The organism is Pandoraea sputorum, from assembly GCF_000814845.2.
GTDB lineage: Bacteria > Pseudomonadota > Gammaproteobacteria > Burkholderiales > Burkholderiaceae > Pandoraea > Pandoraea sputorum.
In genome coordinates this window covers 4,149,689-4,174,218 of record NZ_CP010431.2, presented here as the reverse complement: position 1 = coordinate 4,174,218, position 24,530 = coordinate 4,149,689, and the positions used below count along the sequence as shown (strand labels likewise).

The following is a 24,530-nucleotide window of genomic DNA, read 5'->3' as shown; positions in this document are numbered from 1 at the left end:
GCAGGTAAAAAAGGCGTCAAGATTTTGACGCCTTGCTTGCCTGACGTTGAGCGGTGAGATCAGTCTTGCATCAGTCGTGCTTTGGGTACTGCGCGTCGTTAAACAGTACGCTTGCGCCGTGCGGCGCGGTGCCGACATTGTTGCGGAACAGCGCGAACATGTTGCGCCACGGGTCGAACGGCCGTTGCGGCACCGGCTCGGGCGTGCGCGCGGCGAGTGTGGCGTCATCGACTTCGCAGTGCAGGGTATTCGTCTCGCAATCGATCTCGATGATGTCGCCGTCCTGCACGCGCGCGAGCATGCCGCCTTCCTCCGCTTCCGGTGACAGATGGATGGCGGCAGGCACCTTGCCCGATGCCCCGGACATGCGACCGTCCGTGACCAGCGCGACGTGGTGCCCCTCATCCTGCAAGAGTCCCAGCATCGGCATGAGCTTGTGCAGTTCGGGCATGCCGTTGGCACGTGGCCCCTGGAAGCGCACCACGACGATCACGTCGCGCGTCAGCTCGCCTGCCTTGAAGGCCGCTTGTGCCGACTCCTGATCGGAGAACACGCGCGCCGGTGCACGTACCTTCTGGTGTTCGGGCTTGACGGCGGACGACTTGATGACGGCGCGCCCCAGATTGCCTGCGAGCATGCGCAGGCCGCCTTCGGGCGCAAACGGTCGCGACGCCGGGCGCACGATGTTCTCGTCGAGGCTTTCGGTCGGCGCTTCCTGCCACGACAGCACGTCGTCGCGCAGAAAGGCCTCCTGCGTGTAGGCCCGCAGACCGTGCCCCATGACGGTCGTCACGTCATTGTGCAAGAAGCCCGCATCGAGCAGTTCGCGAATGAGAAAGCTCAGGCCACCGGCCGCATGGAACTGGTTCACGTCGGCCTTGCCGCTCGGATAGACGTGCGCGAGCAGCGGCGTGACGTCCGACAGCTCGGCGAAGTCCTGCCAGTCGAGCAGAATGCCGCCTGCGTGGGCCATTGCGACCAGATGCAACGTGTGATTCGTCGACCCGCCGGTGGCGAGCAGACCGACGACGCCGTTGATGAACGCGCGCTCGTCCAGAATCTGCGACGTATTGATGCCCGACTTCGCGAGCGCTACCGCACGCGCCGTGGCGGCTTGCGTGAGCGCGTGTCGCAACGGCGTATGCGGATTGACGAACGACGACCCGGGCAGATGCAGGCCCATGAATTCCATGAGCATCTGGTTGCTGTTCGCCGTGCCGTAGAACGTGCACGTGCCTTCGGCGTGATAGGCGGCGAGTTCGGCGTCGAGCAGAGCGGTGCGCGTGACGCGGCCCGCTGCATATTCCTGTCGGATGCGAGACTTCTCGTCGTTCGGCAACCCCGAGGGCATCGGGCCTGCGGGACTGAACACGGCGGGCAGATGGCCAAACGCCTGCGCGGCGATCACCAGCCCCGGCACGATCTTGTCACACACGCCGAGGAACATGGCGGCGTCGAACATCTGATGCGAGAGCGCGACGATGGAGGCCAGCGCGATCACGTCGCGCGAGAACAGCGACAGCTCCATGCCCGCATAGCCTTGCGTCACGCCATCGCACATGGCGGGTACGCCACCGGCGACCTGTGCGCTCGCGCCGTGCGCGCGTGCGGCAGATTTGATGATGTCGGGGAATTCGGCGAAGGGCGCGTGCGCCGAGAGCATGTCGTTGTATGCGGTGACGATGCCGATGTTTGGCGTTCGCTCGGAGCGGATTTTCAAACGGTCGTCGGCGGGGGCGGCGGCCAGTGCGTGGGCCAGATTCGCGCATCCGATCTTCTCACGCCCGGGTTGCCCCTGCGTGGCGCGCGCGACGCCGTCGAGATAGGCCTGACGGGACGACCGGCTGCGCTCGATCAGGCGCTCGGTCACGCGTTGTACCACCGGATGCAGCGACACGTTATGCGAAGACTGGGTCATGGGGGATCCCGGGACGGACGTTGTGGGGCGGGAGGCGGCGCGTAATGCGTGCAAACTTTCATAACCCACGCCACGAAGGCGTGTAGTTAAAGCACGATATTTTGTTGAATTGCAGTGTAGTTAAACTACAATGCAGTGTCAAAAGTTGCGCTTTCCCAGTGACACGTGGACGTCTTGTCATGAACACGCCTTCACCCTATACCTTTGTGTTGTTCGGCGCTACCGGCGATTTGTCGCTGCGCAAAGTCCTTCCCGCGCTGTTCCGCGCGTTCCGCACTGGCCAACTCGGCGCGGACGATGCGAAGGACAGCGGGGCAGGTGCCACCGATGCGGGCCGCATCCTCGCCATCGCCCGAAAACCGATGGACGCGCCCGCGTACCACGCGTGGTGCGAGCAGCATGTGCGCGGACACATCAAGCCCGACGTGTGGGACGAGAGCGCCTGGAAGCGCTTTCTCGATACCATCGACTACATGCCGCTCGATCTGGGCCGCGAAGACGAGTTCGGCGTACTGGCCGAGCGACTGTCGAAGCGCCCCGGCGTGCGCATCTTCTATCTGGCGACCGGGCCGTCGTTGTTCATCCCCATTTGCGAAGGGCTTCGCAGCGCGAAGCTCAACGAGAACAGCCGCATCGTGCTCGAAAAGCCGCTGGGTCACGATCTGGCGTCGTCGGAGGCAATCAACGACGCTGTCGGCGCGATCTTCCGAGAAGACCAGATTTACCGCATCGACCACTACCTTGGAAAAGAGGCGGTGCAGAACCTGCTGGCCCTGCGCTTCGGCAACGCGATCTTCGAGCCGCTGTGGCGGCGCGAGCTGATCGACAACATCCAGATCACGATTGCCGAGGAAATCGGCGTCGAGGGGCGCGGCGAGTTCTACGAGCAGACCGGCGCGCTACGAGACATGGTGCAGAACCATTTGCTGCAACTGCTGGCCATCGTCGCGATGGAGCCGCCGCTGTCGATGGATGCTGACGCCGTGCGCGACGAAAAACTGCGCGTGCTGCGCTCGCTGCGTCAACTGGACGACGAGAGTGTGTCGCGCAACGTCGTGCGCGGGCAGTACGGCGGCGGGGCCATCCGCAATTCGGCGGTACCCGGGTACACCGACGAGCCGGGCGTGCCGCCGGACAGCCAGACGGAGACCTTCGTCGCGCTCAAGGCCGACATCGACAACTGGCGCTGGGCCGGTGTGCCGTTCTTCCTGCGCACGGGCAAGCGGCTCGGCGAGCGCGTGGCGGAGATCGTCGTCAATTACCGCGCGACGCCGTATCCGCTGCTGGGCGACGCGACTGCACAACCGGGTGTCAACCGTCTCGTCATTCGCCTTCAGCCGAACGAATCGATTCGTCTGTACTGTCTCGCGAAGCAGCCGGGCGAGGGCATGAATCTGCAATCCGTTCACCTCGATCTGGCGTTCGACCAGTTCTTCAAGGGACACCGGATGGATGCGTACGAGCGTCTGTTGCTCGACGTCATCAATGGTCGGCTGGCGCTGTTCGTCCGACGCGACGAGCAGGAGCAGGCGTGGCGCTGGGTCGCACCGATTCAGGCGTACTGGTCGCGCCAGCACAAGGGCCCGAAACGTTACGCCGCTGGCACGTGGGGACCGCCCGCCGCCAGCGCGCTGCTCACGCAGTACGGATCGAGCTGGATGGAAGAAGACAACTGACGGCGGACCGCATGATCCATTGGCGAACCTTTCCCACGCGCGACGCGCAGGCACATGCGCTGGCTAACGCCGTCGTAGCGGGCATCGACGAAGCGCTGACGATTCGCAAGCGTGCGTTGCTGGCCGTCTCCGGCGGCACCAGCCCCCGGGCGTTTCTCACACAGCTTGCGCGACTGCCCGTGGCGTGGCGCGACGTCGATATCACCTTGGTGGACGATCGCTGGCTGCCGCCCGATCACGCCGACAGCAATGCGCGACTCGTGACCGAGACGCTGTTGCCCGGTGCGACCGGCGCGCGCTGGCTGCCGATCGTCGACACCGCGACGGCCACGGCGTTGCACGTGCGCACGCTCAACGACACGTGGACGCACGGCGTGCCGCAAGTCTGCGTACTGGGCATGGGCGAGGACGGGCACACCGCATCGCTCTTCGCCGACGCCCCGCAATGGCCCTACGCCGCCACCACCCACGACAAGTTCGTCTTCGTGCAGCCGCAGCACGCGCCGTATCAGCGCGTGTCGTGGTCGCTCGCCGCACTCGCCGCCAGCGACCGGCTCATCCTGCAAATACAGGGCCCGGCCAAACGCGCCGTGCTCGAAGCCGCGCAGGCGAACGAACAGGACAACGCCATCTCCCGGCTGATCCACCGTGAAGGAGTCAAGCTCGATGTCTTCTGGAGTGAGGAATAACCCGCCCCACCTGAGCGGCCCGCGACTGCTGGCCGACATCGGTGGCACCAACGCCCGCTTTGCGCTGGAGATCTCGCCGGGCGATCTCGTTGAAATCCGCGACTACGCCTGCGACGACTACGCGGGGGTGCCCGAAGTCATTCGCGCTTATCTCGACGAGGCGGATCACGCCGAGCCGGTGCAGCACGCGGCCATCGCCATCGCCAATCCCATCGAAGGCGATGAGATTCAGATGACCAACCGCGACTGGCACTTTTCCATCGAAGCGACGCGCCGTGCGCTGCGTTTCGAGACGCTGTTGGTCGTCAACGATTTCACCGCGCTGGCGATGGCGTTGCCGTATCTGACGGACGCGCAGAAGCACAAGATCGGCGGTGGCGAACCACGTCCGAATGGTGTGCTGGGTTTGCTTGGGCCGGGTACCGGCGTGGGCGTGTCGGGCCTCATTCCAGCGGGAGACCGATGGATCGCGCTGGGCAGCGAGGGCGGCCACACGACGTTTTCTCCGGCGGACGAGCGTGAGATCGACGTGCTGCGCTATGCGTGGAAGCACTTCCCGCACGTGTCGTTCGAGCGGCTGGTCGCGGGCCCAGGCATGGCGCTGGTTTATCAGGCGCTGGCGGAGCGGGCGGGACGTCGTGTGGAATCGCTTGAGACCCCGGTCATCGTCAAGCTCGCGGAATCGGGCGACGCGCTCGCGCGCGAGACCGTCGATTGCTTCTGCGCGATGCTGGGCACGCTCGCAGGCAACGTGGCGGTGTCGCTCGGCGCGGTCGGGGGCGTGTACCTTGGCGGAGGGGTGATTCCGAAGCTCGGCAAGCTGTTCGAAGCGTCGCCATTTCGTCAGCGCTTCGAGGCGAAGGGACGCTTCGAAGCGTATCTGAAGAAGATCCCGACCTACGTCATCACGGCCGATCATCCGGCGTTTCTGGGCACATCCGCAATTCTCGCTGAGCAGTTGGGCACGCACGCGGCCGGGGCGGGAGCGCTCATCGACCGTCTGCATCGTCTGCGTGATCGTCTGAGTCCTGCCGAGCAGCGCGTCGCGGAACTCACGTTGAAGCAACCGCGTGCGCTGCTGGCCGAGCCGGTGGCGGAGATCGCGCGTCTGGCGCGTGTGAGTCAGCCGACGGTGATTCGCTTCTGCCGCAAGCTCGGCTGTCAGGGGTTGTCGGATTTCAAGCTCAAGCTGGCGAGCGCACTGACGGGCACGTTGCCGGTGCGTCACGGGCAGGTGCACGTGGGCGACACGGCCGCCGAGTTCAGCGCCAAGGTGCTCGACAACACGGTGTCGTCGATTCTGCAAATGCGAGAGCATCTCGATGCCCGCACCGTCGAGGCGGCCGTGACGCTGCTCGACGGCGCGCGTCGCATCGAGTTCTACGGTCTGGGCAATTCAGGCGTGATCGCGCAGGACGCGCACTACAAGTTTTTCCGTTTCGGCAAGCCGACTATCGCGTATGGCGATCCGTACCTGTTGCAGGCGTCGGCCGGGTTGTTGGGGGATGGCGATGTGGTCGTCGCGATTTCCGCATCGGGACGCTCGACGGACCTGAACCGCGCCGTCGATATCGCACTCACGCGCGGTGCCAAGGTCATTGCGCTTACCGCGCGCAATTCACCGCTCGCCCGCAAGGCGACGCTGGTGCTGCCCAACGATCATGTGGAGACGATGGGCGCACACGTCACGATGATTGCGCGGATATTGCATCTCGCCGCCATCGACGTGCTGGCCGTGGGCGTGGCGATTCGGCGTGCCGGTCCGGGAGGCGAAACCGCAGGCGAGGGCGCGCTCGACTGGTTGGGGCACGGTAGCGGACAGGGCGACGGCACACCAGCGGCGGCCTGAAGTGACTTGATGCGGCATCAGGCGGCGCTGGGCGGCGTCGTGCGGGGAACGTCGGGCCGTTGGCCGGAGATGCACCGGACGCCGAAGTGTCGTCGGCTTGATATCCCTAAACATGTTTAGCATAATGCGGCATATGAAAGTAACCGATTCCGCCCAACGTTTCGGCTTTCTCGTCGCAGACATCCAACGTCTCTTCGGGCGCCGCTTCGAGCAGTTTGCACAGCGCACGCTGCCGATGACGCGCGCGCAATGCCGCTTGCTCGCCTATCTCAGCGTCAATCGCGGCGTGAGTCCGACGGTGCTGGCCGACATTCTGGAAACGCCGGTACAGACGCTCGCCGGCACGCTGGAGCGCATGGAAGAGGCGGGTTGGGTGCGACGCCGACCCGACGCGCGCGATCCTCGCATCGAACGCCTGTTCGTCACCCGGGCGGCGGTTGCGCAATTGCAGGTCGCGCGCCGCCTTTCCGACGAAGTGCGCGATGAAGCGCTGCACGGCCTGACCGCGTTCGAAGCGGTGCAGCTCACGCAGTTGCTGCAAAAAGTGCGTCGGAATCTCACGCACGTCGTTCCCACGCCGCTCGACACCGTCGTGCCCGCTGTGCTGCGCCGTGCGCAGGCGGAAAATGCGGCGAACGTCAGCGAGCACGCGGCGACCGTCGACTTGCTAGACGATGCTGGCGACGACCTGTCGGAATGCACCGACTTGCGGCCTCAGTAGCACACGCCTAGCATGGGAAGTCTCCAAACCCACCCGGAGGCTGACATGACGAATCACGTGTACAAGCAAATCGAGCTGACCGGCTCGTCAACCAAGTCCATCGAGGACGCGGTCAAATGCGCCATCGAACGCGCGAGCAAGACGCTGCGGAATCTGAACTGGTTCGAGATCATCGAAACACGCGGCCACATCGAAGACGGCAAGGTCGCGCACTGGCAAGTCACGCTCAAGGTCGGCATGCGGCTCGAAGACTGAGCGCACCATCCGGCATCATCCGGTAGCATCCGCAAGAACACGCTCGGCCGGGGATGAACGTCCCCGGCCGACGTCGCACCAAATCTCCTCCACATCCCTGCTGAATCCCCGCTGAATCCCCTCGAAACCCTGCTGTCCGCCCCTTTTGCCGAATGGGAATCGACTGGCTTCACTGTCCCGCAGATGTCGTACAGTCGTGTCACAATAGGCGCATATTCGAGATCACGAAGAAGACAGAAGAGGTTTGCGCATGTCCGAACAAGAACCGGTCCATGCCACCCGATCGATCGCAGATCCGGTGGAAGCCGTCGCCTATCTGAAGACGATTTACGACGCCAATACGGCCTATCTGCGCGCGGCATTCGAGCGCTTCTCGAAGCAGAAAGATCAGGCGCGCCGCGTAAGCGCCCACTACCCGTTCATCCGTATCACCACGGAAGACATCACCCAGCTCGACAAGCGCCTGTCCTACGGTTTTGTCTCGGGCCCGGGCAGCTATCAGACCACCGTCACCCGTCCCGATCTGTTCGAGAACTACTACATCGAGCAGTTACGTCGACTGGCGCACAACCACGGCGCTGCGTTCGAAGTCGGCGTCTCGGACGAACCGATACCCGTGCACTTCGCCTATCAGGACGGCGTGTACCTCGAAGGCGATCTCGATCAGACGCACCTGCGCGCCATGCGCACCGTGTTCGACGTGCCCGACCTTGCGAAGATGGACGACAGCATCGTCAATGGCACGCGCGATCCGCTGCCGGGCGAGATTCTGCCGCTGGCGCTGTTCACTGCGCCGCGCGTCGACTATTCGCTGCACCGGTTGCGTCACTACACGGCGACGTCGCCCGAGAACTTCCAGAACTACGTGCTGTTCACCAACTACCAGTTCTACATCGACGAGTTCGTCGAGCTGGGACGCGAGTTGATGAGCGCGACGGACGACCCCGCGCTGCGCGAGTACCGCAGCCAGTACACGGCGTTCGTCGAGCCGGGCAACGTTACCCACTGGAACCAGAACATCGAATCGCGCAGCGAGGAGGGTACGTCGCCCCCGCGCCTGCCGCAGATGCCCGCGTATCACCTTGTGCGCCCGGACAACACCGGCATCACGATGGTGAACATCGGCGTGGGGCCGTCGAACGCCAAGACCATCACCGATCACATTGCCGTGCTGCGTCCGCACGCGTGGATCATGCTGGGACACTGCGCGGGCTTGCGCAATTCGCAACGGTTGGGCGATTACTGCCTCGCGCATGGTTACGTGCGTGAAGACCACGTGCTCGACGACGACTTGCCGCTGTGGGTGCCGGTGCCGCCGCTGGCCGAGGTGCAGGTGGCGCTGGAGCGTGCGGTGGCCGATGTCACGCAACTGGACGACTTCGAGCTCAAGCGTGTAATGCGCACGGGCACGGTGGTGACGGTCGATAACCGGAACTGGGAATTGCGCGACCATCGTGAGCCGGTGCAGCGCATGAGTCAGAGCCGGGCGATTGCGCTCGATATGGAGAGTGCGACGATTGCCGCCAACGGTTTCCGTTTCCGCGTGCCGTACGGCACCTTGCTGTGCGTGAGCGACAAGCCGCTGCATGGCGAACTGAAGTTGCCGGGCATGGCGGACCGCTTCTATCGCGAGCGCGTCGACCAGCACCTGAAGATCGGCGTGAAGGCCATGGAGCTGCTGCGCGACAACGGTCTGGACCGTCTGCACAGTCGCAAGCTGCGCAGTTTCAACGAAGTCGCGTTCCAGTAACGCGCCCTGCAGCGGCGATGTTTTGTCGATCGAAACTTGCCGCTGCCTCCCGCCTGCCCCGTATCACGGGGCGTTGCGGCCCATGCGTGCATGCCGCCGTCTCCAGTAGCACAATCCCTGCACACACCGGCTGCGCGCTGCGCGCCGGTGTTTTCGTTTCTCGTCATCAAGGATCATCGTGGAGATAGTCAACCACGTCGTGCCTTGGGCAGCGCACGACACTCGCCTTCTGCTGTCCTGTCTCGTCGGCCTAGTGGCCATCATCGTTTTCATCAGCGCACTCAAGCTATCGCCGTTCCTGTCGATTCTCATCGGCACGTTCATCGCGGGTCTGGGCGCAGGGCTACCGCTCGAGGCGGTCGCCAGTTCGTTCAGCAAGGGCGCAGGCAGTCTGCTGGGCGACGCTGGCATGATCATCGCGCTCGGGGCCATGCTCGGGGCGTTGATGGCCGACACTGGGGCGGCCGACCGTATCGTCACGGTGCTGCTGAAGTTCGCGAAAGGCGCGGCGTTGCCGTGGATGATGGCGCTCGTCGCCATGATCATCGGCCTGCCGCTGTTCTTCGAAGTCGGTCTGGTCATGATGGTGCCGATCATCTTCGTGATGGCGCGTCGTGCGAACACGCCGATTTTGCGCGTGGCGATCCCGGCGCTTGCGGGCATGACGACGCTGCATGCGCTCGTGCCGCCGCACCCGGGACCGCTCATCGCTGTGTCGGCGCTGCACGCGGATCTGGGCATGACGATGGGGCTCGGGCTGCTCATCGCGATCCCGGCCGTGATTCTCGCAGGGCCGCTGTACGGCATGTGGCTTGCGCCGCGTTTGCAGGTACAGGCGCCGCAGCAAATGGGCGAGCTATTCACCAAGCGTGACGACGACGCTTCGCAGCCGCCATTCGCAGCGGCGCTGCTGGTGATTCTGCTGCCGGTCGTGCTGATGCTGGGCCGCACGCTTGCGAAGGTGGCGCTTACGCCGGAAACACCGCTGTTCGACGCGCTCAACTTTCTCGGCGAGCCAATCATCGCGCTGGCGCTGACGGTTATCGTCGCCATCGTCGTGCTCGGGTGGGGACGCGGGCTGCCGCGCGCTCGCGTGGGCGAGACACTGCGTCGCGCGCTTCCGCCGATTGCCGGGCTGTTGCTCACCATCGGTGCGGGCGGCGGGCTGAAGCAGGCGCTGGTAACGGCGGGCATTGCGACGACCATCGGCAAGGTAGCGGTCGGCACGCATATGCCGCTGATTCTGCTGGCGTGGCTGATCGCTGTGGCGTTGCGTCAGGCGACGGGCTCGGCAACGGTCGCCACGACGACGACGGCCGGTATCGTCGCGCCGCTCGTGATGCATCTGCCGCCGGTGCAGGGCTCGCTTATCGCGCTGGCGATCGGGGCGGGGTCGGTGTTCTTCTGCCACGTCAATGACGCGGGCTTCTGGATGGTGCGTGAGTACTTCGGCCTCAAGCTCAAGGAGACGCTGTGGGTGTGGTCGGTGTTGCAGACCATCGTGTCGCTGGTCGGACTGGTGATGACGTTGCTGCTCTGGCAATTCCTCGTGTGATCCGTTTCGACTCGCTTCGTCCGTCGGCATAAAAAAAGCGCGCTGACCTTTCGGTCGCGCGCTTTTTTCGTGGTGGGGCGGACGTCTGGGTGCGATCAGGAAAACACCCGCTTTGCGTGAATGCCCAGACCCAGTGCCACGCTGGCGAGGCGGTCGCCGAAGACCGGCGTCGCTTTCGGGAAGGCGGCGCACATTGCGCTGGACAGACAACGCAGGCCCGTCGAGCCACCGGTAAAGTACAGCGCGTCGACATCCTCGGCGCGCAGCCCGGCGAGCGACGCCGTATGCACGGCGCCCGCCGTGATGCTGGCGATTTCGTCACTCACGGCTTCCACCAGACCGGCTTCCGAGAAGGCCACGCCCAGTTCTCGTTCGATGACCGAGAGGTCGATGCGTGTTTCGCCGCCAGCGGACACGTCGATCTTGGCCTCTTCCGCATGACCGACCAGCGCGTGACCGAGGCGTTGCTCGACCGTGCGCATGAGGCGACGGTGATGGGCGGCGTCGGCATACAGATGTGCCGTGAGCGCCAGTTCGCCCACGCGCTTGGGCGTGTAGACGGTGTTGATCAGGTGCCACGTCGCCAGATCGAAGTAGATCCGGTTGGGGACTTCCTTGCCGTCCGGGCCGAGTGCCTTGTAGCCGAGTTCGCGCAGGATGGTCGCCAGCTCGATGCGGCGGTCGAAGTCGGTCCCGGCGATATGCACGCCGTGGTGCGCGAGCACGTCGTCCTTACGATCCAGATGACGGGCGCGATCCGGGCCGACACGCACGAGCGAGAAGTCGGACGTACCGCCACCGATGTCGACGACCAGCACTTGCTGTTCTTCCGTCAGGCGCGATTCGTAATCGAATGCGGCGGCGATCGGTTCGAACTGGAAATGCACGTCCTTGAAGCCGACGTCGCGTGCGCATTGTTCGAGCGAGCGCTGGGCGGCAGCGTCCGCCTTCGGATCGTCGTCGACGAAGAACACCGGACGCCCCATGACCACCTGGCGCAGATCGCCGCCATCGGCCTTCAGCGCATGAGTGCGAAGGTGACGCAGGAACGTGGCGATGATGTCGATGTAGCGCATCGCCGAGCCGTTACCGAGGTCGGTGGTGCTTTCGATCAGGGAGGAGCCGAGCAGGCTTTTGAGCGAGCGCATGAGGCGCCCGTCGTAGCCATCGACGTAATCGGCGACGGCCTGACGCCCGAACGAGGCGCGGCCGCCTTCGTCGGCGTTGAAGAACACGGCGGTAGGCAGCGTGCCGTACCCGGCCTCAAGTTCGACCAGACGCATGGCGCTGTCGCCTTTCACGGCGACGGCAGAATTCGAAGTGCCGAAATCGATGGCGCAGAAACTCATGGCATTTGCGGCCCGCGCTGGCGAGCCGTAAAAGGTCGGCAGTGTAGCACGGCCGGACGGTCGGCCGGGTGAACCCGCTTGCGCGGCCCGGGAAGGGATGTCGGCCGCGGCGTCTGACGTGTCGTCATTTCACTGCCGGTTGCGCGGACGGCAGCGTGCGCAGACTGCTCACGACCGCTGCCACCGCCGCGAATGCGGCCGCCACGTAAAGCGACGCCCGCGTACCGTAGCCCTGCGGCGCGACGCTGAAGACAAGCGCCACGAGCGCTGCGCCGGTCGTCTGTCCGGTCAGCCGCGCGGTGCCCAGCATGCCGCTTGCGCCGCCGCTGCGATGGCTCGGGGCGGACATCAGCATCGCGTAATTGTTGGGCGACTGGAACAGCCCGAAACCGAAGCCGCACAACGCCATGCGCCACACGATATCGAGCATGCCTGGCTGATCGGGCAGCAAGCCGAGCGCGAGCAGCCCGAGGGCGAATGCGGCCAGCCCGATCGCGCCGAGCAGACACGGCTTGTAGTACTCCAGCAGCCGTCCCGCCAAGGGGGCGACAACCACGATGGTGAGCGGCCACGCCGTCATCAGCAGGCCCGTTTGCACATGATCGAAGCCAAGGGTGTCCTGAAGGAAGAAGGGCAGCGAGACGAACGCGAGCATCTGCGCGCAGAACGACGCCATCGACGTGCAGATCGACAGTCCGAAAATCGGGATGCGCAGCAGATCGACGGGGAGCAGCGGCACTGGCTGACTGCGTTGGCGGCGTTCGAAGACCGTCCCAATGACGACGGCCGCCGCGATCTCGACGGCGACAAGCCAGCGCTCCTGACCGTGGCCGAACGAATCGATGCCGGAGATCAGCAGCCCGAACGTCAGCGCACTCAACAGCGCGCCCGTCCAGTCGAACGGATGCGACGAGCGCGTGCTGTCCGGTAGCGAGCGCACGGCGATGGCGAACGCGATGATGCCCAGCGGCACGTTGATCGCGAAGAGCCACGGCCAGTGGGCGATAGACAGCACGCCCGCAGCAATCGTCGGCCCCGCAGCTGAGGAGACGGCTACGATCAGCGAGTTGAGGGCGACGCCGCGTCCGAGCCAGCGCGACGGGTAGATCGTCTTCACGAGCGCCGTGTTCACGCTCATGATCCCGGCCGCCCCGAAGCCTTGCGCCACGCGTGCGAGCGTCAGCGTGATGAGCGAGTCGGAGAGTGCGCAGGCGAGAGATGCAACCGTGAAGAGCGCGAGCCCCACCGTGTAGACGCGCCGGTAGCTCACGATTTCGCCGAGCGCGGCGAGCGGCAGCAGCGAAATGGTGATGGCGAGCTGATACGCGTTGACGATCCAGATCGAGGTGGCAGGGCTGGCGTTCAGATCGCGTGCGATGGTCGGCAGTGCCACGTTGGCGATGGCGCTGTCGAGCACCGACAACGCGATTGCGAGCATGACGGTCGCCACGGCCCAGAGCCGTGCAGGCATGGGCATGCCGTCGGAAAGTGTGTTGGACATGAGAGCAGCAGGAACATCGATCGCCTGTCCGCGGTCCGTCGCGCAGGGGTGCCGCGACCGGAGAGGATGATGGACGAAGGTGGCGAAGAGGAAAGTGTCATGCTGCCTGAATTCCCGCTCGGACGGCGGGACGTCGCGCAAAGCCTTGTGGGTAAAGGAGGCTCTGTCAAGGAACCGTGTTTTATCAGATGAAATTCGTATTTCGTCAGACAAAACGATGACGGAGGATCGGCGTCAGCCGTCTCAAAACACCACGCCTACACGGAAAACCGGGCGATGCGGATATTGCCGAGCGGGTGGTACGCGGTGCCGCTCGCCAGCGACGCCAGGTCTTCGCCCCCTTGGCGTATCGCGTGAACGCCGACGGCGGCAATCGTGCTGGCGGGGGAGCGTCCCGGACAGGCGTGAGCGCCGGTCCCGAAGGTCCATGCCACGCCGTCCGGCGTTGCGCTCGGTGGCGCAGACGCCAGCACGGCAAGAATAGCGTCGCCCGGCGCTAGCGCCTGTTCGCAGATGACAGCGGGCGCGTGCAGAAAGCGTCGCGTGTTCTGTACCGGCGGATCGAATCGGATGACGTCGCTGACGGCCTTGATGGCGACACTGAGGTCTGCCGGATTTGCCGACGCAGGGGTGACATCGGCACTTCGTGCAAGCCGTCGGATACTGTTGGCGACGAGACCGGCGCAGGCGTCGTGGGTTTGCGTGAAGAGGCCGACGACGTTCGCCGTAAGGGCGTCGAAGTCCACACTGTCGTTGCCTGCTGCGCGTCGGGCGACGTCTCGCAGCCAGGTGTCGGAGGCGGCGTCGTTGTCGAGCCAGCGAACGGCACGCTGACGCAGTGCCGCAGCGGCGCTGTGTCCATGAGCCAGCACATCGGCGCGTGGCGATGGTTTGCCAGCTTCCGCCATTGCCGCGACCAACGACCGGACATCTTCATGGACTTCGGTCCATTGCGCTGCGGGAACGCCCAGCCATGCCGCGAGGCCATAGATGGGCTGACGAAAGACGAAGTCGTCCAGGCGGGCGGCGGGCGCGTCGCCACGCGCGAGGTAGGCGTCGGCGCAGGCGGCCTGACTGGCATCGTGCAGACGAACCAGTGTGTCCCGGTCGGCATGCAACGTCGCAAGCTGAGCGTTGAGCCAGCGCTTCATCGCCGTGTGAGCGGGCCCGTCGTTCATTCGAACGAGCGCCCCGAACCACTCACCCGCAGGGCCGTCCGCCAACGCGGCAGGCACCACAGCCCCCGCCGGGCGCACCCCGCAAGCAGGATGTCCCAATACCTCCGCCAGCGCTTGCGGTCCGGCAGCGACCCACAGGCCGAGCGCGGCGTCGAAGCCAAAGGGGCGTCGCGTGGCCAGCGACGCGTAGTACGGATAGGGATCGGGGTGCGTGACGGCTTCCGTCGCACTCGCGGGAAAGCGGTTGTGCGGCTGCGTGGGCGATACAAGCGTGGCGACTGACATGGCGAAGAGCCTCAGAAAACGTGTCTCGATGGTGTCAAGGATGCGCCATGAAACGTCTGCCATGTTTCATCCTGTCCTGAACTGTTGAACGCACCGTCGGACCTATACTGCGGACATATTCTTCAAAGGAGTCCTGACATGGACACCGCACGAGATGCCGCACCGGGCGTCAGTTCCCTCGCCGCGCTCCTCGCCGACGCCGGCCGCATGACCATGCTTTGGGCGTTGATGGATGGCTCTGCCCGTCCTGCGGGCGAGTTGGCGTTGGTGGCGGGGTTATCGCCCTCCAGCGCAAGCGGGCACCTTGCCCGACTTGTCGACGGTGGCGTGCTTGCGCAGGAAGCGCGGGGACGGCATCGGTATTTCCGCATCGCCACACCGGAGACGGCAGCGGCCATCGAGGCGCTTGCTAGTGCTGTCCTTGCCACGCGCGAACTTCGGCCGCGTCCGGTGCCGGTTAGTCGTGCGACACCCATCCCGCTTCGTCACGCTCGAACCTGCTACGACCATCTCGCCGGGGAGATCGCTGTCGATCTGTTTGCGCGGATGCACGCGCGTCGGTGGATTCGTATCGATGGCAGCGACGTGTCACTTACCGATGCAGGCACCGAAGGACTGACCGCCCTCGGCGTCGATCTCACTCAGGCGCATGCGCGACGCCGTCGCTTCGCTTGTACCTGCCCGGACTGGAGCGAGCGCAAGCCGCATCTCGGCGGCGCTTTGGGGGCTGCACTGCTCAGCACTTATCTCGATGCCAAGTGGCTCGAACCCACGCGCGAGGCGCGGGCGCTGCGCGTCACGCCGCTCGGCGAACGCAAACTGTCGGCCATTGCCGTCTGATGCTCGTGGACAAAAAGAAACACCCCGCCAAATTGCGCGGGGTGTTTCTTTTCAACTGAGCTAACCGTCGGGCATCTTCGCAGATTCAATCGAGATACCTCCAACGCTTAGCTCACCAGGGCCGATCAATTCCCCCGATAAGTCGAGTTCATCAGCGCGGTCGAGCCTTGCACGTGAGCGCCTACCGGGTTGCCGTAGGTCTTGAGGACCGGGTACTGGCTATCGGTCTGGGTCAGCGAGCCTTGTGCGTCGATCAGTTCTTGCTTGACCTGGGCGCGAGGCACGGCGAGTTGTTCGCTATACACGCTCGATTGCCAGAAGAAGTTTTCGTTCGGATAACCATTGCCGCCGGTGCCTGCGAACGCTGCCGGGGCAGCGGCTACAGCGACGGTTGCGGCGATCATCAGATGAGAAAGAGTGCGGGTCATGATTATTCTCCTGTCATTGCTTTTCTTGGGTGGTCGGCCAGCTCGCTTTCGAGTCCGGCACCGCCTACGCCTCTAAGGTAGGACGACCACGTCGCAGGAGTAACCGCATGCGGCGCAACAATGAATTGCGAAGAACGAATCGCCTCGAAACCCCCGTCATATAAGGATTTCAAGGCACCCGACATTCAAAGATCATGTCGAGCGAAGACTCTAATGAAGATGTTAATTAAAAGGAGTGCGACAGGATGTCGCAGCGAGTCGGAATTTGTATCCGACACACGCCAGAAAGCCGTCGCGGTCATTGCCGATGACGGCACGGCGCTACAAGATGTGCCCGGCTGAGTTCAAAATCACACTACAACCGACGTATCAGGCCCGTTCCGCCGCTGCGAGGAACGCTGGCGCGTCTGACAGTAATACGGCGAGATCGGCAGCGCCCGACTTCACGACGCGAGCCGTACGCTCGCGTGTGACGGCATCGGTGCCGACGAGTGCCCGGGGACCGGCAACGCTCAGGGCTGCCAACGGCCGACCATGAGCGTCGAGCACAGCGGCGGCGCAGGCGTCGATACCCGCTTCGAACCCGTCCTGACTCCATGCGCAACCGGCTTCGCGGTCTCGGGACAACTGCGCATCGAGCGCCGCGTATGTCCGCGCGCTCTGTGCCGTCGCGGCCGCCAACGGCTCAGGTCCGAGCAAGGCCCGGCGGCGCTCGGTGTTCAGATGCGCCAACAACGACCGGCCCGGTGCCGTCAGATGCGCGGTGACGCGACTGCCTGCACGGATGTTGCTCACCAGCGGCAGGGCAGGTGTTTCACACAGGAGGTAGCGCACCTGCGCGCCGTCGAGCACCGTGAGATAGCTCGACAGCCCGGTCTCGCTCGTCACGCGGGTGAGTACGCGTCGTGCCGTGGCGAGATGGTCTTCGCCCGCGAGGGCGCTGGCGGCCAACGTCAGAAACCCGAGACCGAGCCGATGTCCACCGTGCGGCAGCGGTTCCAGCACGCCCTCGTATTGCAACGTCTCCACCAGACGCATGACCGTCACCCGGTTCACGCCGATGCGACGTCCGACGTCGCTGAGGTTCGCCGTCGAGCCGCCGTCCGCCACGTAGCGCAGCAGCTTGAGTGCGCGCATGACCGGCGTCACGAGACCCGTTTGCGCGGTGTCGTGTGCCTCAGTCTCAGGAGCGCCTGCGGCTGGCGTGTTGGCGGACGTTGCTTTCGTCATGCGTTCGAATCCCTTCGTCAAAATCGGACGGCGATGCTCGGAAATCCTGGCGGACTCAGGCGGCGAGCGGCACTTGCCAGGCGTCGTATTCGTAGACCCAGTCGGCGTTGCCGCCCTCCTTGAGCCACTGATTGCCGCGCGAGCCGATCTGCACGCGTGCGGTGCGCTCGCGACGCGCGGCTTCGTATCGTGCCAGTGCATTCGCCAGCGTAGCCGCATCGGCGCCCGTACCGGCGTCCGCGAGGTGGCGAGACAGTACCACAGCGTCTTCGATGGCCATACCTGCGCCTTGCGCCATGAACGGCATCATCGGATGGCTCGCATCGCCCAGCAGCGACACACGATCACGTGACCATTGCGGCAGCGGATCGCGTACGTAGAGCGCCGACTTGAGCACGCTGTCGCATGCGTCGAGCAGGGCGCGCGCTTCGCTGTGATAGTCGGCGTACATGGCGCGCAGCTCGTGCACGTCGCCCGGTGCGGTCCAGGATTCGAGCGTCCAGCTGTCTTGCGGGGTCGTGGCGAACACGAAGATGTCACGGCCGAGGTTGAGCGGGAACGTCACGATCTGGCTCGACGGATTCGGTCCCCACCACTTGGTGAACGCACCGAGATTCGGCACGCCGCTGAGCTTCTCTGCGGGGACGACGGCACGGTACGCCACCACGCCGGTGAACTCCGGCGACTCCTGCCCGAACAGGCCGCGGCGCACGACCGAGTGGATGCCGTCGGCGCCGATAAGCACGTCGACGTCGTCATGCGTGCCATCGGCGAACGTCAGGCGGATGCTGCCCGTTTGTCCTGCGTCCGGCGCTTCGAACGATACGAGCTTTTTGCCGAGTGCAAGCGCTTGCGCCGGAACGGCTTGCTCCAGCGCTTGCAGCAAATCGGCGCGATGCATCGTGAGTTGCGGCGCACCGTACTTCGTCTGCGCGGTCTGTGCCATTTCCAGACTCGACGTCGTTTCACCCGAGTCCCACATGCGGCTGATGCGATGGCTTGGCTGTGCGGCGGTCTTGCGAAGTTGGTCGCCCACGCCCAGCCCGTCGAGTGCGCGCACCGCATTCGGCGTCAGGTTGATGTCCGCACCGACGCGCGCGAACTGCGAGGCCTGCTCATACACACGCACCCGAAAACCTGCGCGGAGCAATCCGATGGCGGCGGCCAGACCGCCGATGCCGGCACCGTTGATGCCAATGAGGGGAGCTTGCATGGGGGACATCCTTTTTGACGAGTGTCTCGATGATTCGGAAAAAATAAAACGTTCAAATATGAACATGATGTTCAAATATTATTGTTTTTGATTCGATCGACCGCAAGCCTTCCTCGGGTAAATCCTGAGTTTGCGCGTTGACATCGAGCACCGTCCTAACGGGACTTCCGGCAACGCTGGCGGGACGTTCGGTGACATAACAATCGCCTCATACAGCGGGCATTCCTCGCTCTACACACGCGCGTTATCACGCCAATTTGCCGCCATCAATTCGTGCATCTCCGCTGCAAGCGCCGAGAGTCTCCTGGCCTAAGCTTCGCTCAGTTGGTTTCATAAGTAATCCAACGTTTCACAGGTGGAACGTCGCAAAGCGAGCGTACTGGGTGCGGGCTGATCCGTGCCTGGCTGCGCATTTGGCGGACGTATCCATCGTTCTCGAATCATCGAACGACAGGAGTTCACAGATGAAGCGGTTTCCGATGGGGCGGATCCCGGGCATGACGACGGTCGCGGCGGCAACGCTGCTGGCGCTCGGTGTGCCGGTCGCAGCACACGCACAGAGCAACGTCACGCTGTACGGCAGCATGGATGCCGGGGTGGCATTCGTGAATAACCAGGGCGGCAGTTCGAACTGGATTGCGCAGCAGGGCGGCTCGCAGCCGGACCGCTGGGGTCTGCGTGGCGTGGAAGATCTGGGCGGCGGCAATCGCGCCATCTTCCTGCTGGAAAACGGCTTCTCGACACTCACGGGCAACACGATCAAGGCGGGTTCAATGTTCAACCGTCAGTCGTGGGTCGGCTTGCAGTCGGACAAGATGGGTACGCTCACCATCGGCCACATGACCACGTTCAACTTCGACTGGCTGGGCCCGTTCAGCACCGCCTATCTGGGCATGAACTGGTACATGTTCCACCCGGGCAACCTTGACGAACTCGCCAACACGTCCGTCGTGCAAGTGGATAACTCGGTGCGCTACGTCACGCCGGATTACATGGGCTTCAAGGCGGGCGCGATGCTCTCGTTCGGCAACAACTCGAACTTCGCGAACGGTCGCAAGTGGAGCGCTGCCGCGAACTATACGAACGGCGGCTTCAAGGCATCGGCCGTCTACTCGAACGAGAACAACCGCACGCCGAACGTCGCGGCGCTCGGCGGCGCCACGTTCCAGGGCCAGCCGGTGGCGACCTACGCGGCATCGAACGTCGAGAACATGGGCGCGGGCGTGTCCTATGGCTTCGGGCCGTGGCTGCTGCACGCGCTCTACACGCGCGTGAAGCTTCAGTCCCCGGGCTACAACGACACCTATCAATCGTTCGACGCCGGTGTGAACTTCGCGACGAGCGTGCCGAACACGATCACCTTCGGCGCGGCCACGACCAATATGTCGGGCAAGCGCTGGACACAGGTCAGCCTTGGTGATGTCTACGCGTTCTCCAAGCGTACGCAGGTCTACGTGAGCGGTGCGTACCAACACGCGAGCGGCAATGGTGCGGTGACGGCGATCAATACGATCAGCCCGTCGTCGACGTCGAACCAGCTCGTGATCATGTCGGGCGTGCACCACTCGTTCTGACGCTTCCCGGCGGTTTTATCTTTTTCACCCAGTGGTCTCTCTTGATGCGCCGGCCGGCTCTTGCCCGTCGGCGCTTTTTTTGCCCAATACATCGCATGCCGCCCCGAAAAGCCCATGAATTCGGGTTTCCCCTAGTCAAAAAACAATTTTGACTGCGGCCATCACTCCCTATAATTGATCCATAAGTAAATCAACGTTTCACATATGAAACGTGACGTGAAAGTGAAAGACAGGCTGGCAGGCCATGCACGCGAACAGTCGCCGCAGGCTGCCCAAGGCAAGTTGAACATCCCGAAACACGGTGGTTTCCCATGCTCAGGTCGATTCAGTTGAAGGACGCAAACGTAGCCGAGGCGTATGCCGACGCGCGCCACGCGCAGCCGGCAGCGGCGCCGTTGCCGTTCGCTATCGAATATCGCGGCGTCACGCGTCGTTTCAAAAATCGCCAGGGCAAGGGCGAGATGACTGCCGTCTCGGACGTATCCATCGGCATCAAGGCCGGTGAGTTCGTCTCGCTGATCGGCCCGAGCGGCTGCGGCAAGAGCACGCTGCTCAACATGGGCGCCGGTCTGTACGCGCCCAGCGAAGGACAGGTGACGCTGGCGGGTAAGCCAGTGCGCGGCCCGTCGCAACAAGTCGCGTTCATGCTGCAAAAGGACTTGCTCATGCCGTGGCGTTCGATTCAGAAGAACGTCGAACTCGGCATGCAGATTCGCGGCCGTAGCAAGGCCGAGCGCGCAGAAGTCGCGAAGGCGCTGCTCGCGCGCTGCCACCTCAAGGGATTCGAGAATCACTACCCGCATCAGCTCTCGGGCGGCATGCGTCAACGTGCGGCACTCGCCCGCACGCTGGCTGTGGAGCCGGATGTGCTGCTCATGGACGAGCCGTTCTCGGCACTCGATGCGCAAACCAAGATGGTGCTTCAGCAGGATCTCGCGCAGATGCTTGCCAGCGAAGGCAAGACGGCGCTGATGATCACCCACGATCTCGCAGAAGCGATTGCGCTGTCGGACCGCGTGTTCGTGATGAGCGAGCGTCCCGGCACGATCATCGAAGAGATCACCGTCGATCTGCCGCATCGCGACAACCCCATCGAGCGCCGCAAGCAAGCGGGCATGAACGAGTACGTCGCGCATCTGATGGAACTGCTCAAGGTCGGTCGCGACGATCACCTCGGTTGATCGCCATCGATCCGCATCGATCCGAAACGGTTCGCCCTCGCACAAGACACTGGAATCTCCGCTATGAAATCCCTTTCCAAAACGCAACTGACCGCCGGTAGCTTTGTGCTGCTGCTGATCTTCGCGGCCGTGTGGCAATGGGGCCCGAGCGCGTTCGGCGTGCCCGAATTCGTGTTGCCCAAGCTGTCGTCGACGCTGGTCGAAGGCGTGCGCATGTTCCAGGTGGAAAACCTGTGGCTGCACATCGGTGTGACGGCGCTCGAAGTGATCGCCGGTTTCGTGATCGGCTCGGCGCTGGGCGTGCTGATCGGCGTGATCCTCGGTTTGTCGCCGTCGACCGAAGCCATGCTCTCGCCGTACATCCTCGCGTTGCAGATCGCACCGAAGGTCGCCTTCGCGCCGCTGTTCGTGATGTGGATGGGCTACACGATCTACCCGAAGATTCTCGTCGCGGTGCTGATCGTCTTCTTCCCGGTGATGATCAACGTGCTGGGCGCGGTGCGCTCGGTCGATCCCGACATGGTCAATCTGGTGCGCGCGCTGTGTGGCCGCCGCTGGCAGATCTTCCGCTTCGTGGAATTCCCGTCGGCCATGCAGGCGTTGTTCGCGGGGCTGCGCATCGCGTCGACGCTGGCCGTGATCGGCGTGACTGTCGGCGAACTGGTCGGTGGCGACCGTGGTCTGGGCTATCTGCTGGTGTACGGCGAAGGGCAGGGCAATACCGCGATGGTGTTCGTTGCGATTGCCGGGCTGACCGTCATCGGTATCGCAGCCTACGCGGCGGTGGTGTGGCTGGAGCGTCGTGCACTGCACTACGTGCCGCGTGCGGCCATGAACATCGCCTGAGCGCCGGACTTCACAAGGAATCGAATCGTGAACGAACTGTCGACCCTCCCGGTGATGCCGCTCGATATCGACGCACTGCCGCCGCTCGACGGCAAGAAGCTGCTGATCACCGGCGGCGCGCGTGGCCTTGGCGAAGGCTTCGTGCGTGCCGCCGTAGCACGTGGCGCACAAGTGACGATTGCCGACATCGCCGCACATGCCGGTGAAGCGCTGGCTGCCGAATTGCAGGACGCTGGACACGCGGTGTCGTTCGTCCGTGTCGATCTGTCGGACCCCGCATCGGTGGAAGCGGCTGCGCAAGCGGCTGGCCAGCAGATGGGCGGCATCGACGGACTCGTCAACAACGGCGCGATCACCAACTCGGGCGGCAAGATGGCTACCGAGCTGAGCGTCGAGACGTGGGACGCCGTGATGAACGTCAATGTGCGCGGCACGTGGCTCATGACGATGGCTGCGCTGCCGTTCCTGCGCGCCTCGGGGCAGGGCCGCGTCGTGAACATCGCGTCCGACACGGCGCTGTGGGGCGCCCCGCGCTTGCTCGCCTACACGGCCAGCAAGGGCGCGGTCATGTCGATGACGCGCTCGCTCGCGCGCGAACTGGGTCCGGACGGCATCACCGTCAACGCGATCGCACCGGGGCTCGTCGAAGTCGAAGCCACGGCGTATGTGCCGGCGGCGCGCCATCGCCACTATCTGGAGGGACGTGCGCTACCGCGCGCGCAAGTGCCGGACGACGTCGTCGGCCCGGTGCTGTTCCTGCTCTCCGACGCTTCCCGTTTCGTGACCGGGCAGGTTCTGCCGGTCAACGGCGGCTTCGTCATGCCCTGACGAGCCACTCTCATTCGCAACGCCTTTCAGGAGTTAGATCATGGCGCAAGCCGACGCTAAAAACACCGCGACGCCGCAGGCCGTCGAGAGCTGGACGCAGACCGAAGGTCAGGCATTCGGCGATTGGCTGGAGACCCGCGTTGCCCGTTTCTCGACGCGAAAATACGACTGGGACGCCCTCAAGTTCCAGGCCGACTACGACCCGAAGTACCGCCGCGCACAGATGCGCTATGTCGGCACGGGCGGCACCGGTGTGGCCAAGGACGTCAACACTGTGCCTGCCGGTCACTTCACGTTCTCCACGATGGTGATTCCGGCCGGCAACATCGGCCCGAGCCACATCCACATGGACGTCGAGGAAATCTTCTTCGTCATGCGCGGAAAGATGAAGGTGATCTGCGAGCGCGACGGTGAAACGTGGGAAGCGATTCTCGGCGAGCGCGATCTGATCTCGGTGCCGCCGGGCGTGTACCGCACGGAAATCAACATCGGCGACGAAGACGCACTGATGTGCGTGATGCTCGGCTCGCAAAAGCCGGTCACGCCGACGTATCCGCCGGATTCGCCGCTTGCGAAGATCAAGCGCGAAATGAAGTAAGTCGGCAAGGAAAAGTCCGGTGCCCGTGTGTCGAATGCGCACACGGCATCGGCAGAAATTCACGCAGTCGGAAGTCTGCATCAAGTCCGCAACAGTTAGACGAAAGCCGCCATGCAAGCCGAAGCCCATCAACACGAAGTGCCAGAAGACGATGTCGTTGCGCCCTTGCGCGCACGGCTGGACGCCTTTCCGTACCGCACCGTCGCAACGCGTGCGGGCACTGTCGGCTATCGCTGTTCGGGCACCGGGAACGACGTCGGCGTGCCGGTCGTGATGCTGCACGGCATCGGCTCCGGCGCAGCGTCCTGGCTGGCGCAGTTCGAGGCCACGGGCCTCGACGCGAAGCTTTACGCATGGGATGCGCCCGGCTACGGCGAGACGTCGAATGTCGCTGCTGCGCAACCTCATCCCGACGCCTATGCCGACGCTCTCGAAGCGTGGCTCGATGCCCTCGGTCTGGATCGTGTGGCGCTGGCCGGTCATTCGCTGGGCGCAATCATGGCAACGAGGTTTGCGAGCCGCGCGCCGCAACGCGTACGCGGTCTCTTTCTGTGCTCTCCCGCCAACGGCTATGGCCGCGCCGATGCCGAGGTGCGCGTGTCCAAGCGCGACAGCCGTCTGGCGATGCTCGACAAGCTCGGCCCTGCGGGCATGGCGCGTGAGCGCAGCGACAACCTCGTTGCGCCCGGCGCCGCCGATCTGCCACGCGCGTGGGTGAAATGGAACATGTCGCGGGTGCTGCCGGTCGGTTACCGTCAGGCGACGCACCTGCTCTCGAATGGCGATGTCGCGGGCGACCTTGCACAGTACGTGAGTGCCAAGGCCGGTCCCGTTGCGGTCGCCGTGGGCGCGCAGGACGGCATCACGCCGCCTGCTGCGTGCGAGGTCATCGCGAAAGTGGCGGGCGTGCCACTGCAAATCATCGACGGCGCAGGCCACGCGTCGTACATCGAAACGCCGGACGTTCTGAATGCTGCGCTCGCCGCGTGGCTCGAACGTGTCGCGGCAGGGGAGCGCTGAGATGGCACCGGCCACACCGAAGCGCGAAGCGCTCACCGAAGACGAC

At 64.2% G+C, this 24,530-nt stretch carries 21 protein-coding genes; 14 read left to right on the top strand and 7 right to left on the bottom strand.

The genetic code is table 11. The features are described 5' to 3' along the window. Positions 1-70: 70 nt before the first annotated feature. The gene (edd, locus tag NA29_RS18340; RefSeq protein ID WP_174555913.1) at positions 71-1,918 is read right to left on the bottom strand and encodes a phosphogluconate dehydratase; all 1,848 of its coding nucleotides are present in this window, start codon (positions 1,916-1,918) and stop codon (positions 71-73) included. 179 nt (positions 1,919-2,097) lie between these two features. Here edd and zwf point away from each other — a divergent pair, with 179 nt between their 5' ends. The 7 genes from zwf to NA29_RS18305 all read left to right on the top strand — a co-directional run bounded on the left by zwf (position 2,098) and on the right by NA29_RS18305 (position 10,413). Further along, a complete protein-coding gene (gene zwf, locus NA29_RS18335) occupies positions 2,098-3,594 on the top strand; it encodes a glucose-6-phosphate dehydrogenase (protein ID WP_039400267.1) in 1,497 nt (498 codons plus the stop codon). Between the two features lie 11 nt (positions 3,595-3,605). After that, a complete protein-coding gene (pgl, locus tag NA29_RS18330) occupies positions 3,606-4,283 on the top strand; it encodes a 6-phosphogluconolactonase (protein ID WP_039400264.1) in 678 nt (225 codons plus the stop codon). Continuing rightward, complete coding sequence (locus NA29_RS18325) at positions 4,261-6,132, top strand: bifunctional transcriptional regulator/glucokinase (RefSeq protein WP_039400262.1); 1,872 nt, start codon at positions 4,261-4,263, stop codon at positions 6,130-6,132. Before pgl ends, NA29_RS18325 begins: the two co-directional genes overlap by 23 nt. A 133-nt stretch (positions 6,133-6,265) precedes the next feature. Beyond that, positions 6,266-6,853 (top strand): MarR family winged helix-turn-helix transcriptional regulator, encoded by a 588-nt coding sequence (locus NA29_RS18320; RefSeq protein ID WP_052253042.1) that lies wholly within the window; start codon positions 6,266-6,268, stop codon positions 6,851-6,853. Between the two features lie 45 nt (positions 6,854-6,898). Continuing rightward, entirely contained in the window at positions 6,899-7,108 is a 210-nt protein-coding gene (locus tag NA29_RS18315) for a dodecin (protein ID WP_039400259.1), read from the top strand. Positions 7,109-7,358: 250 nt separating this feature from the next. After that, positions 7,359-8,858 carry an AMP nucleosidase gene (locus NA29_RS18310; protein WP_052253041.1) on the top strand — a complete coding sequence of 500 codons (1,500 nt, stop codon included), beginning with the start codon at positions 7,359-7,361 and terminating at the stop codon, positions 8,856-8,858. 178 nt (positions 8,859-9,036) lie between these two features. Continuing rightward, positions 9,037-10,413, top strand: coding sequence for a GntT/GntP/DsdX family permease (locus NA29_RS18305; RefSeq protein WP_039400254.1), 1,377 nt, complete (start codon positions 9,037-9,039; stop codon positions 10,411-10,413). Between the two features lie 95 nt (positions 10,414-10,508). Here NA29_RS18305 and NA29_RS18300 read toward each other — a convergent pair whose 3' ends face one another. The 3 genes from NA29_RS18300 to NA29_RS18290 all read right to left on the bottom strand — a co-directional run bounded on the left by NA29_RS18300 (position 10,509) and on the right by NA29_RS18290 (position 14,789). After that, complete coding sequence (locus NA29_RS18300) at positions 10,509-11,762, bottom strand: Hsp70 family protein (RefSeq protein ID WP_039400252.1); 1,254 nt, start codon at positions 11,760-11,762, stop codon at positions 10,509-10,511. Positions 11,763-11,886: 124 nt separating this feature from the next. Continuing rightward, the gene (locus NA29_RS18295) at positions 11,887-13,263 is read right to left on the bottom strand and encodes an MFS transporter (protein ID WP_039400249.1); all 1,377 of its coding nucleotides are present in this window, start codon (positions 13,261-13,263) and stop codon (positions 11,887-11,889) included. A gap of 257 nt (positions 13,264-13,520) precedes the next feature. Beyond that, positions 13,521-14,789 carry a cytochrome P450 family protein gene (locus NA29_RS18290; protein ID WP_052253040.1) on the bottom strand — a complete coding sequence of 423 codons (1,269 nt, stop codon included), beginning with the start codon at positions 14,787-14,789 and terminating at the stop codon, positions 13,521-13,523. Between the two features lie 75 nt (positions 14,790-14,864). Between NA29_RS18290 and NA29_RS18285 the strand changes: the two genes are divergently transcribed. Then, complete coding sequence (locus tag NA29_RS18285) at positions 14,865-15,566, top strand: ArsR/SmtB family transcription factor (RefSeq protein WP_039400246.1); 702 nt, start codon at positions 14,865-14,867, stop codon at positions 15,564-15,566. A gap of 125 nt (positions 15,567-15,691) precedes the next feature. Here the strand turns inward: NA29_RS18285 and NA29_RS18280 are convergent, their stop codons facing one another. From NA29_RS18280 to NA29_RS18270, 3 genes are all read right to left on the bottom strand, one after another. After that, positions 15,692-15,994, bottom strand: coding sequence for a DUF4148 domain-containing protein (locus NA29_RS18280; RefSeq protein ID WP_084103907.1), 303 nt, complete (start codon positions 15,992-15,994; stop codon positions 15,692-15,694). Between the two features lie 369 nt (positions 15,995-16,363). Then, positions 16,364-17,224, bottom strand: coding sequence for an IclR family transcriptional regulator (locus NA29_RS18275; protein ID WP_052253305.1), 861 nt, complete (start codon positions 17,222-17,224; stop codon positions 16,364-16,366). 55 nt (positions 17,225-17,279) lie between these two features. Then, complete coding sequence (locus NA29_RS18270; RefSeq protein WP_039400241.1) at positions 17,280-18,437, bottom strand: FAD-dependent monooxygenase; 1,158 nt, start codon at positions 18,435-18,437, stop codon at positions 17,280-17,282. A gap of 497 nt (positions 18,438-18,934) precedes the next feature. Between NA29_RS18270 and NA29_RS18265 the strand changes: the two genes are divergently transcribed. From NA29_RS18265 to NA29_RS18240, 6 genes are all read left to right on the top strand, one after another. Next, on the top strand, positions 18,935-20,011 hold the full coding sequence (locus tag NA29_RS18265) for a porin (protein ID WP_039403961.1): 1,077 nt from the start codon (positions 18,935-18,937) through the stop codon (positions 20,009-20,011). 311 nt (positions 20,012-20,322) lie between these two features. Beyond that, positions 20,323-21,192: an ABC transporter ATP-binding protein gene (locus NA29_RS18260; protein WP_095178470.1), complete on the top strand. Its 870-nt coding sequence runs from the start codon at positions 20,323-20,325 to the stop codon at positions 21,190-21,192. Positions 21,193-21,255: 63 nt separating this feature from the next. Further along, positions 21,256-22,038: an ABC transporter permease gene (locus NA29_RS18255; RefSeq protein WP_039400238.1), complete on the top strand. Its 783-nt coding sequence runs from the start codon at positions 21,256-21,258 to the stop codon at positions 22,036-22,038. 54 nt (positions 22,039-22,092) lie between these two features. Then, positions 22,093-22,866 (top strand): SDR family oxidoreductase, encoded by a 774-nt coding sequence (locus tag NA29_RS18250; protein WP_039403959.1) that lies wholly within the window; start codon positions 22,093-22,095, stop codon positions 22,864-22,866. A 40-nt stretch (positions 22,867-22,906) separates the two neighbouring features. Then, a complete protein-coding gene (locus NA29_RS18245; protein WP_039400236.1) occupies positions 22,907-23,464 on the top strand; it encodes a cupin domain-containing protein in 558 nt (185 codons plus the stop codon). A gap of 111 nt (positions 23,465-23,575) precedes the next feature. Continuing rightward, complete coding sequence (locus NA29_RS18240; RefSeq protein ID WP_084103905.1) at positions 23,576-24,484, top strand: alpha/beta fold hydrolase; 909 nt, start codon at positions 23,576-23,578, stop codon at positions 24,482-24,484. Positions 24,485-24,530 lie beyond the last annotated feature (46 nt).

Excerpts from the sequence above, each read along its gene's own strand:
- zwf (WP_039400267.1), top strand. The coding sequence starts at position 2,098 with ATGAACACGCCTTCACCCTATACCTTTGTGTTGTTCGGCGCTACCGGC.
- NA29_RS18265 (WP_039403961.1), top strand. The coding sequence starts at position 18,935 with ATGACGACGGTCGCGGCGGCAACGCTGCTGGCGCTCGGTGTGCCGGTC.
- NA29_RS18240 (WP_084103905.1), top strand. The coding sequence starts at position 23,576 with ATGCAAGCCGAAGCCCATCAACACGAAGTGCCAGAAGACGATGTCGTT.
- NA29_RS18280 (WP_084103907.1), bottom strand. The coding sequence starts at position 15,994 with ATGACCCGCACTCTTTCTCATCTGATGATCGCCGCAACCGTCGCTGTA.
- NA29_RS18245 (WP_039400236.1), top strand. The coding sequence starts at position 22,907 with ATGGCGCAAGCCGACGCTAAAAACACCGCGACGCCGCAGGCCGTCGAG.
- NA29_RS18290 (WP_052253040.1), bottom strand. The coding sequence starts at position 14,789 with ATGGCAGACGTTTCATGGCGCATCCTTGACACCATCGAGACACGTTTT.
- NA29_RS18260 (WP_095178470.1), top strand. The coding sequence starts at position 20,323 with ATGCTCAGGTCGATTCAGTTGAAGGACGCAAACGTAGCCGAGGCGTAT.
- edd (WP_174555913.1), bottom strand. The coding sequence starts at position 1,918 with ATGACCCAGTCTTCGCATAACGTGTCGCTGCATCCGGTGGTACAACGC.
- NA29_RS18270 (WP_039400241.1), bottom strand. The coding sequence starts at position 18,437 with ATGCAAGCTCCCCTCATTGGCATCAACGGTGCCGGCATCGGCGGTCTG.
- NA29_RS18325 (WP_039400262.1), top strand. The coding sequence starts at position 4,261 with ATGTCTTCTGGAGTGAGGAATAACCCGCCCCACCTGAGCGGCCCGCGA.
- NA29_RS18295 (WP_039400249.1), bottom strand. The coding sequence starts at position 13,263 with ATGTCCAACACACTTTCCGACGGCATGCCCATGCCTGCACGGCTCTGG.
- NA29_RS18250 (WP_039403959.1), top strand. The coding sequence starts at position 22,093 with ATGCCGCTCGATATCGACGCACTGCCGCCGCTCGACGGCAAGAAGCTG.
- NA29_RS18275 (WP_052253305.1), bottom strand. The coding sequence starts at position 17,224 with ATGACGAAAGCAACGTCCGCCAACACGCCAGCCGCAGGCGCTCCTGAG.
- NA29_RS18255 (WP_039400238.1), top strand. The coding sequence starts at position 21,256 with ATGAAATCCCTTTCCAAAACGCAACTGACCGCCGGTAGCTTTGTGCTG.
- NA29_RS18300 (WP_039400252.1), bottom strand. The coding sequence starts at position 11,762 with ATGAGTTTCTGCGCCATCGATTTCGGCACTTCGAATTCTGCCGTCGCC.
- pgl (WP_039400264.1), top strand. The coding sequence starts at position 3,606 with ATGATCCATTGGCGAACCTTTCCCACGCGCGACGCGCAGGCACATGCG.
- NA29_RS18320 (WP_052253042.1), top strand. The coding sequence starts at position 6,266 with ATGAAAGTAACCGATTCCGCCCAACGTTTCGGCTTTCTCGTCGCAGAC.
- NA29_RS18310 (WP_052253041.1), top strand. The coding sequence starts at position 7,359 with ATGTCCGAACAAGAACCGGTCCATGCCACCCGATCGATCGCAGATCCG.
- NA29_RS18315 (WP_039400259.1), top strand. The coding sequence starts at position 6,899 with ATGACGAATCACGTGTACAAGCAAATCGAGCTGACCGGCTCGTCAACC.
- NA29_RS18285 (WP_039400246.1), top strand. The coding sequence starts at position 14,865 with ATGGACACCGCACGAGATGCCGCACCGGGCGTCAGTTCCCTCGCCGCG.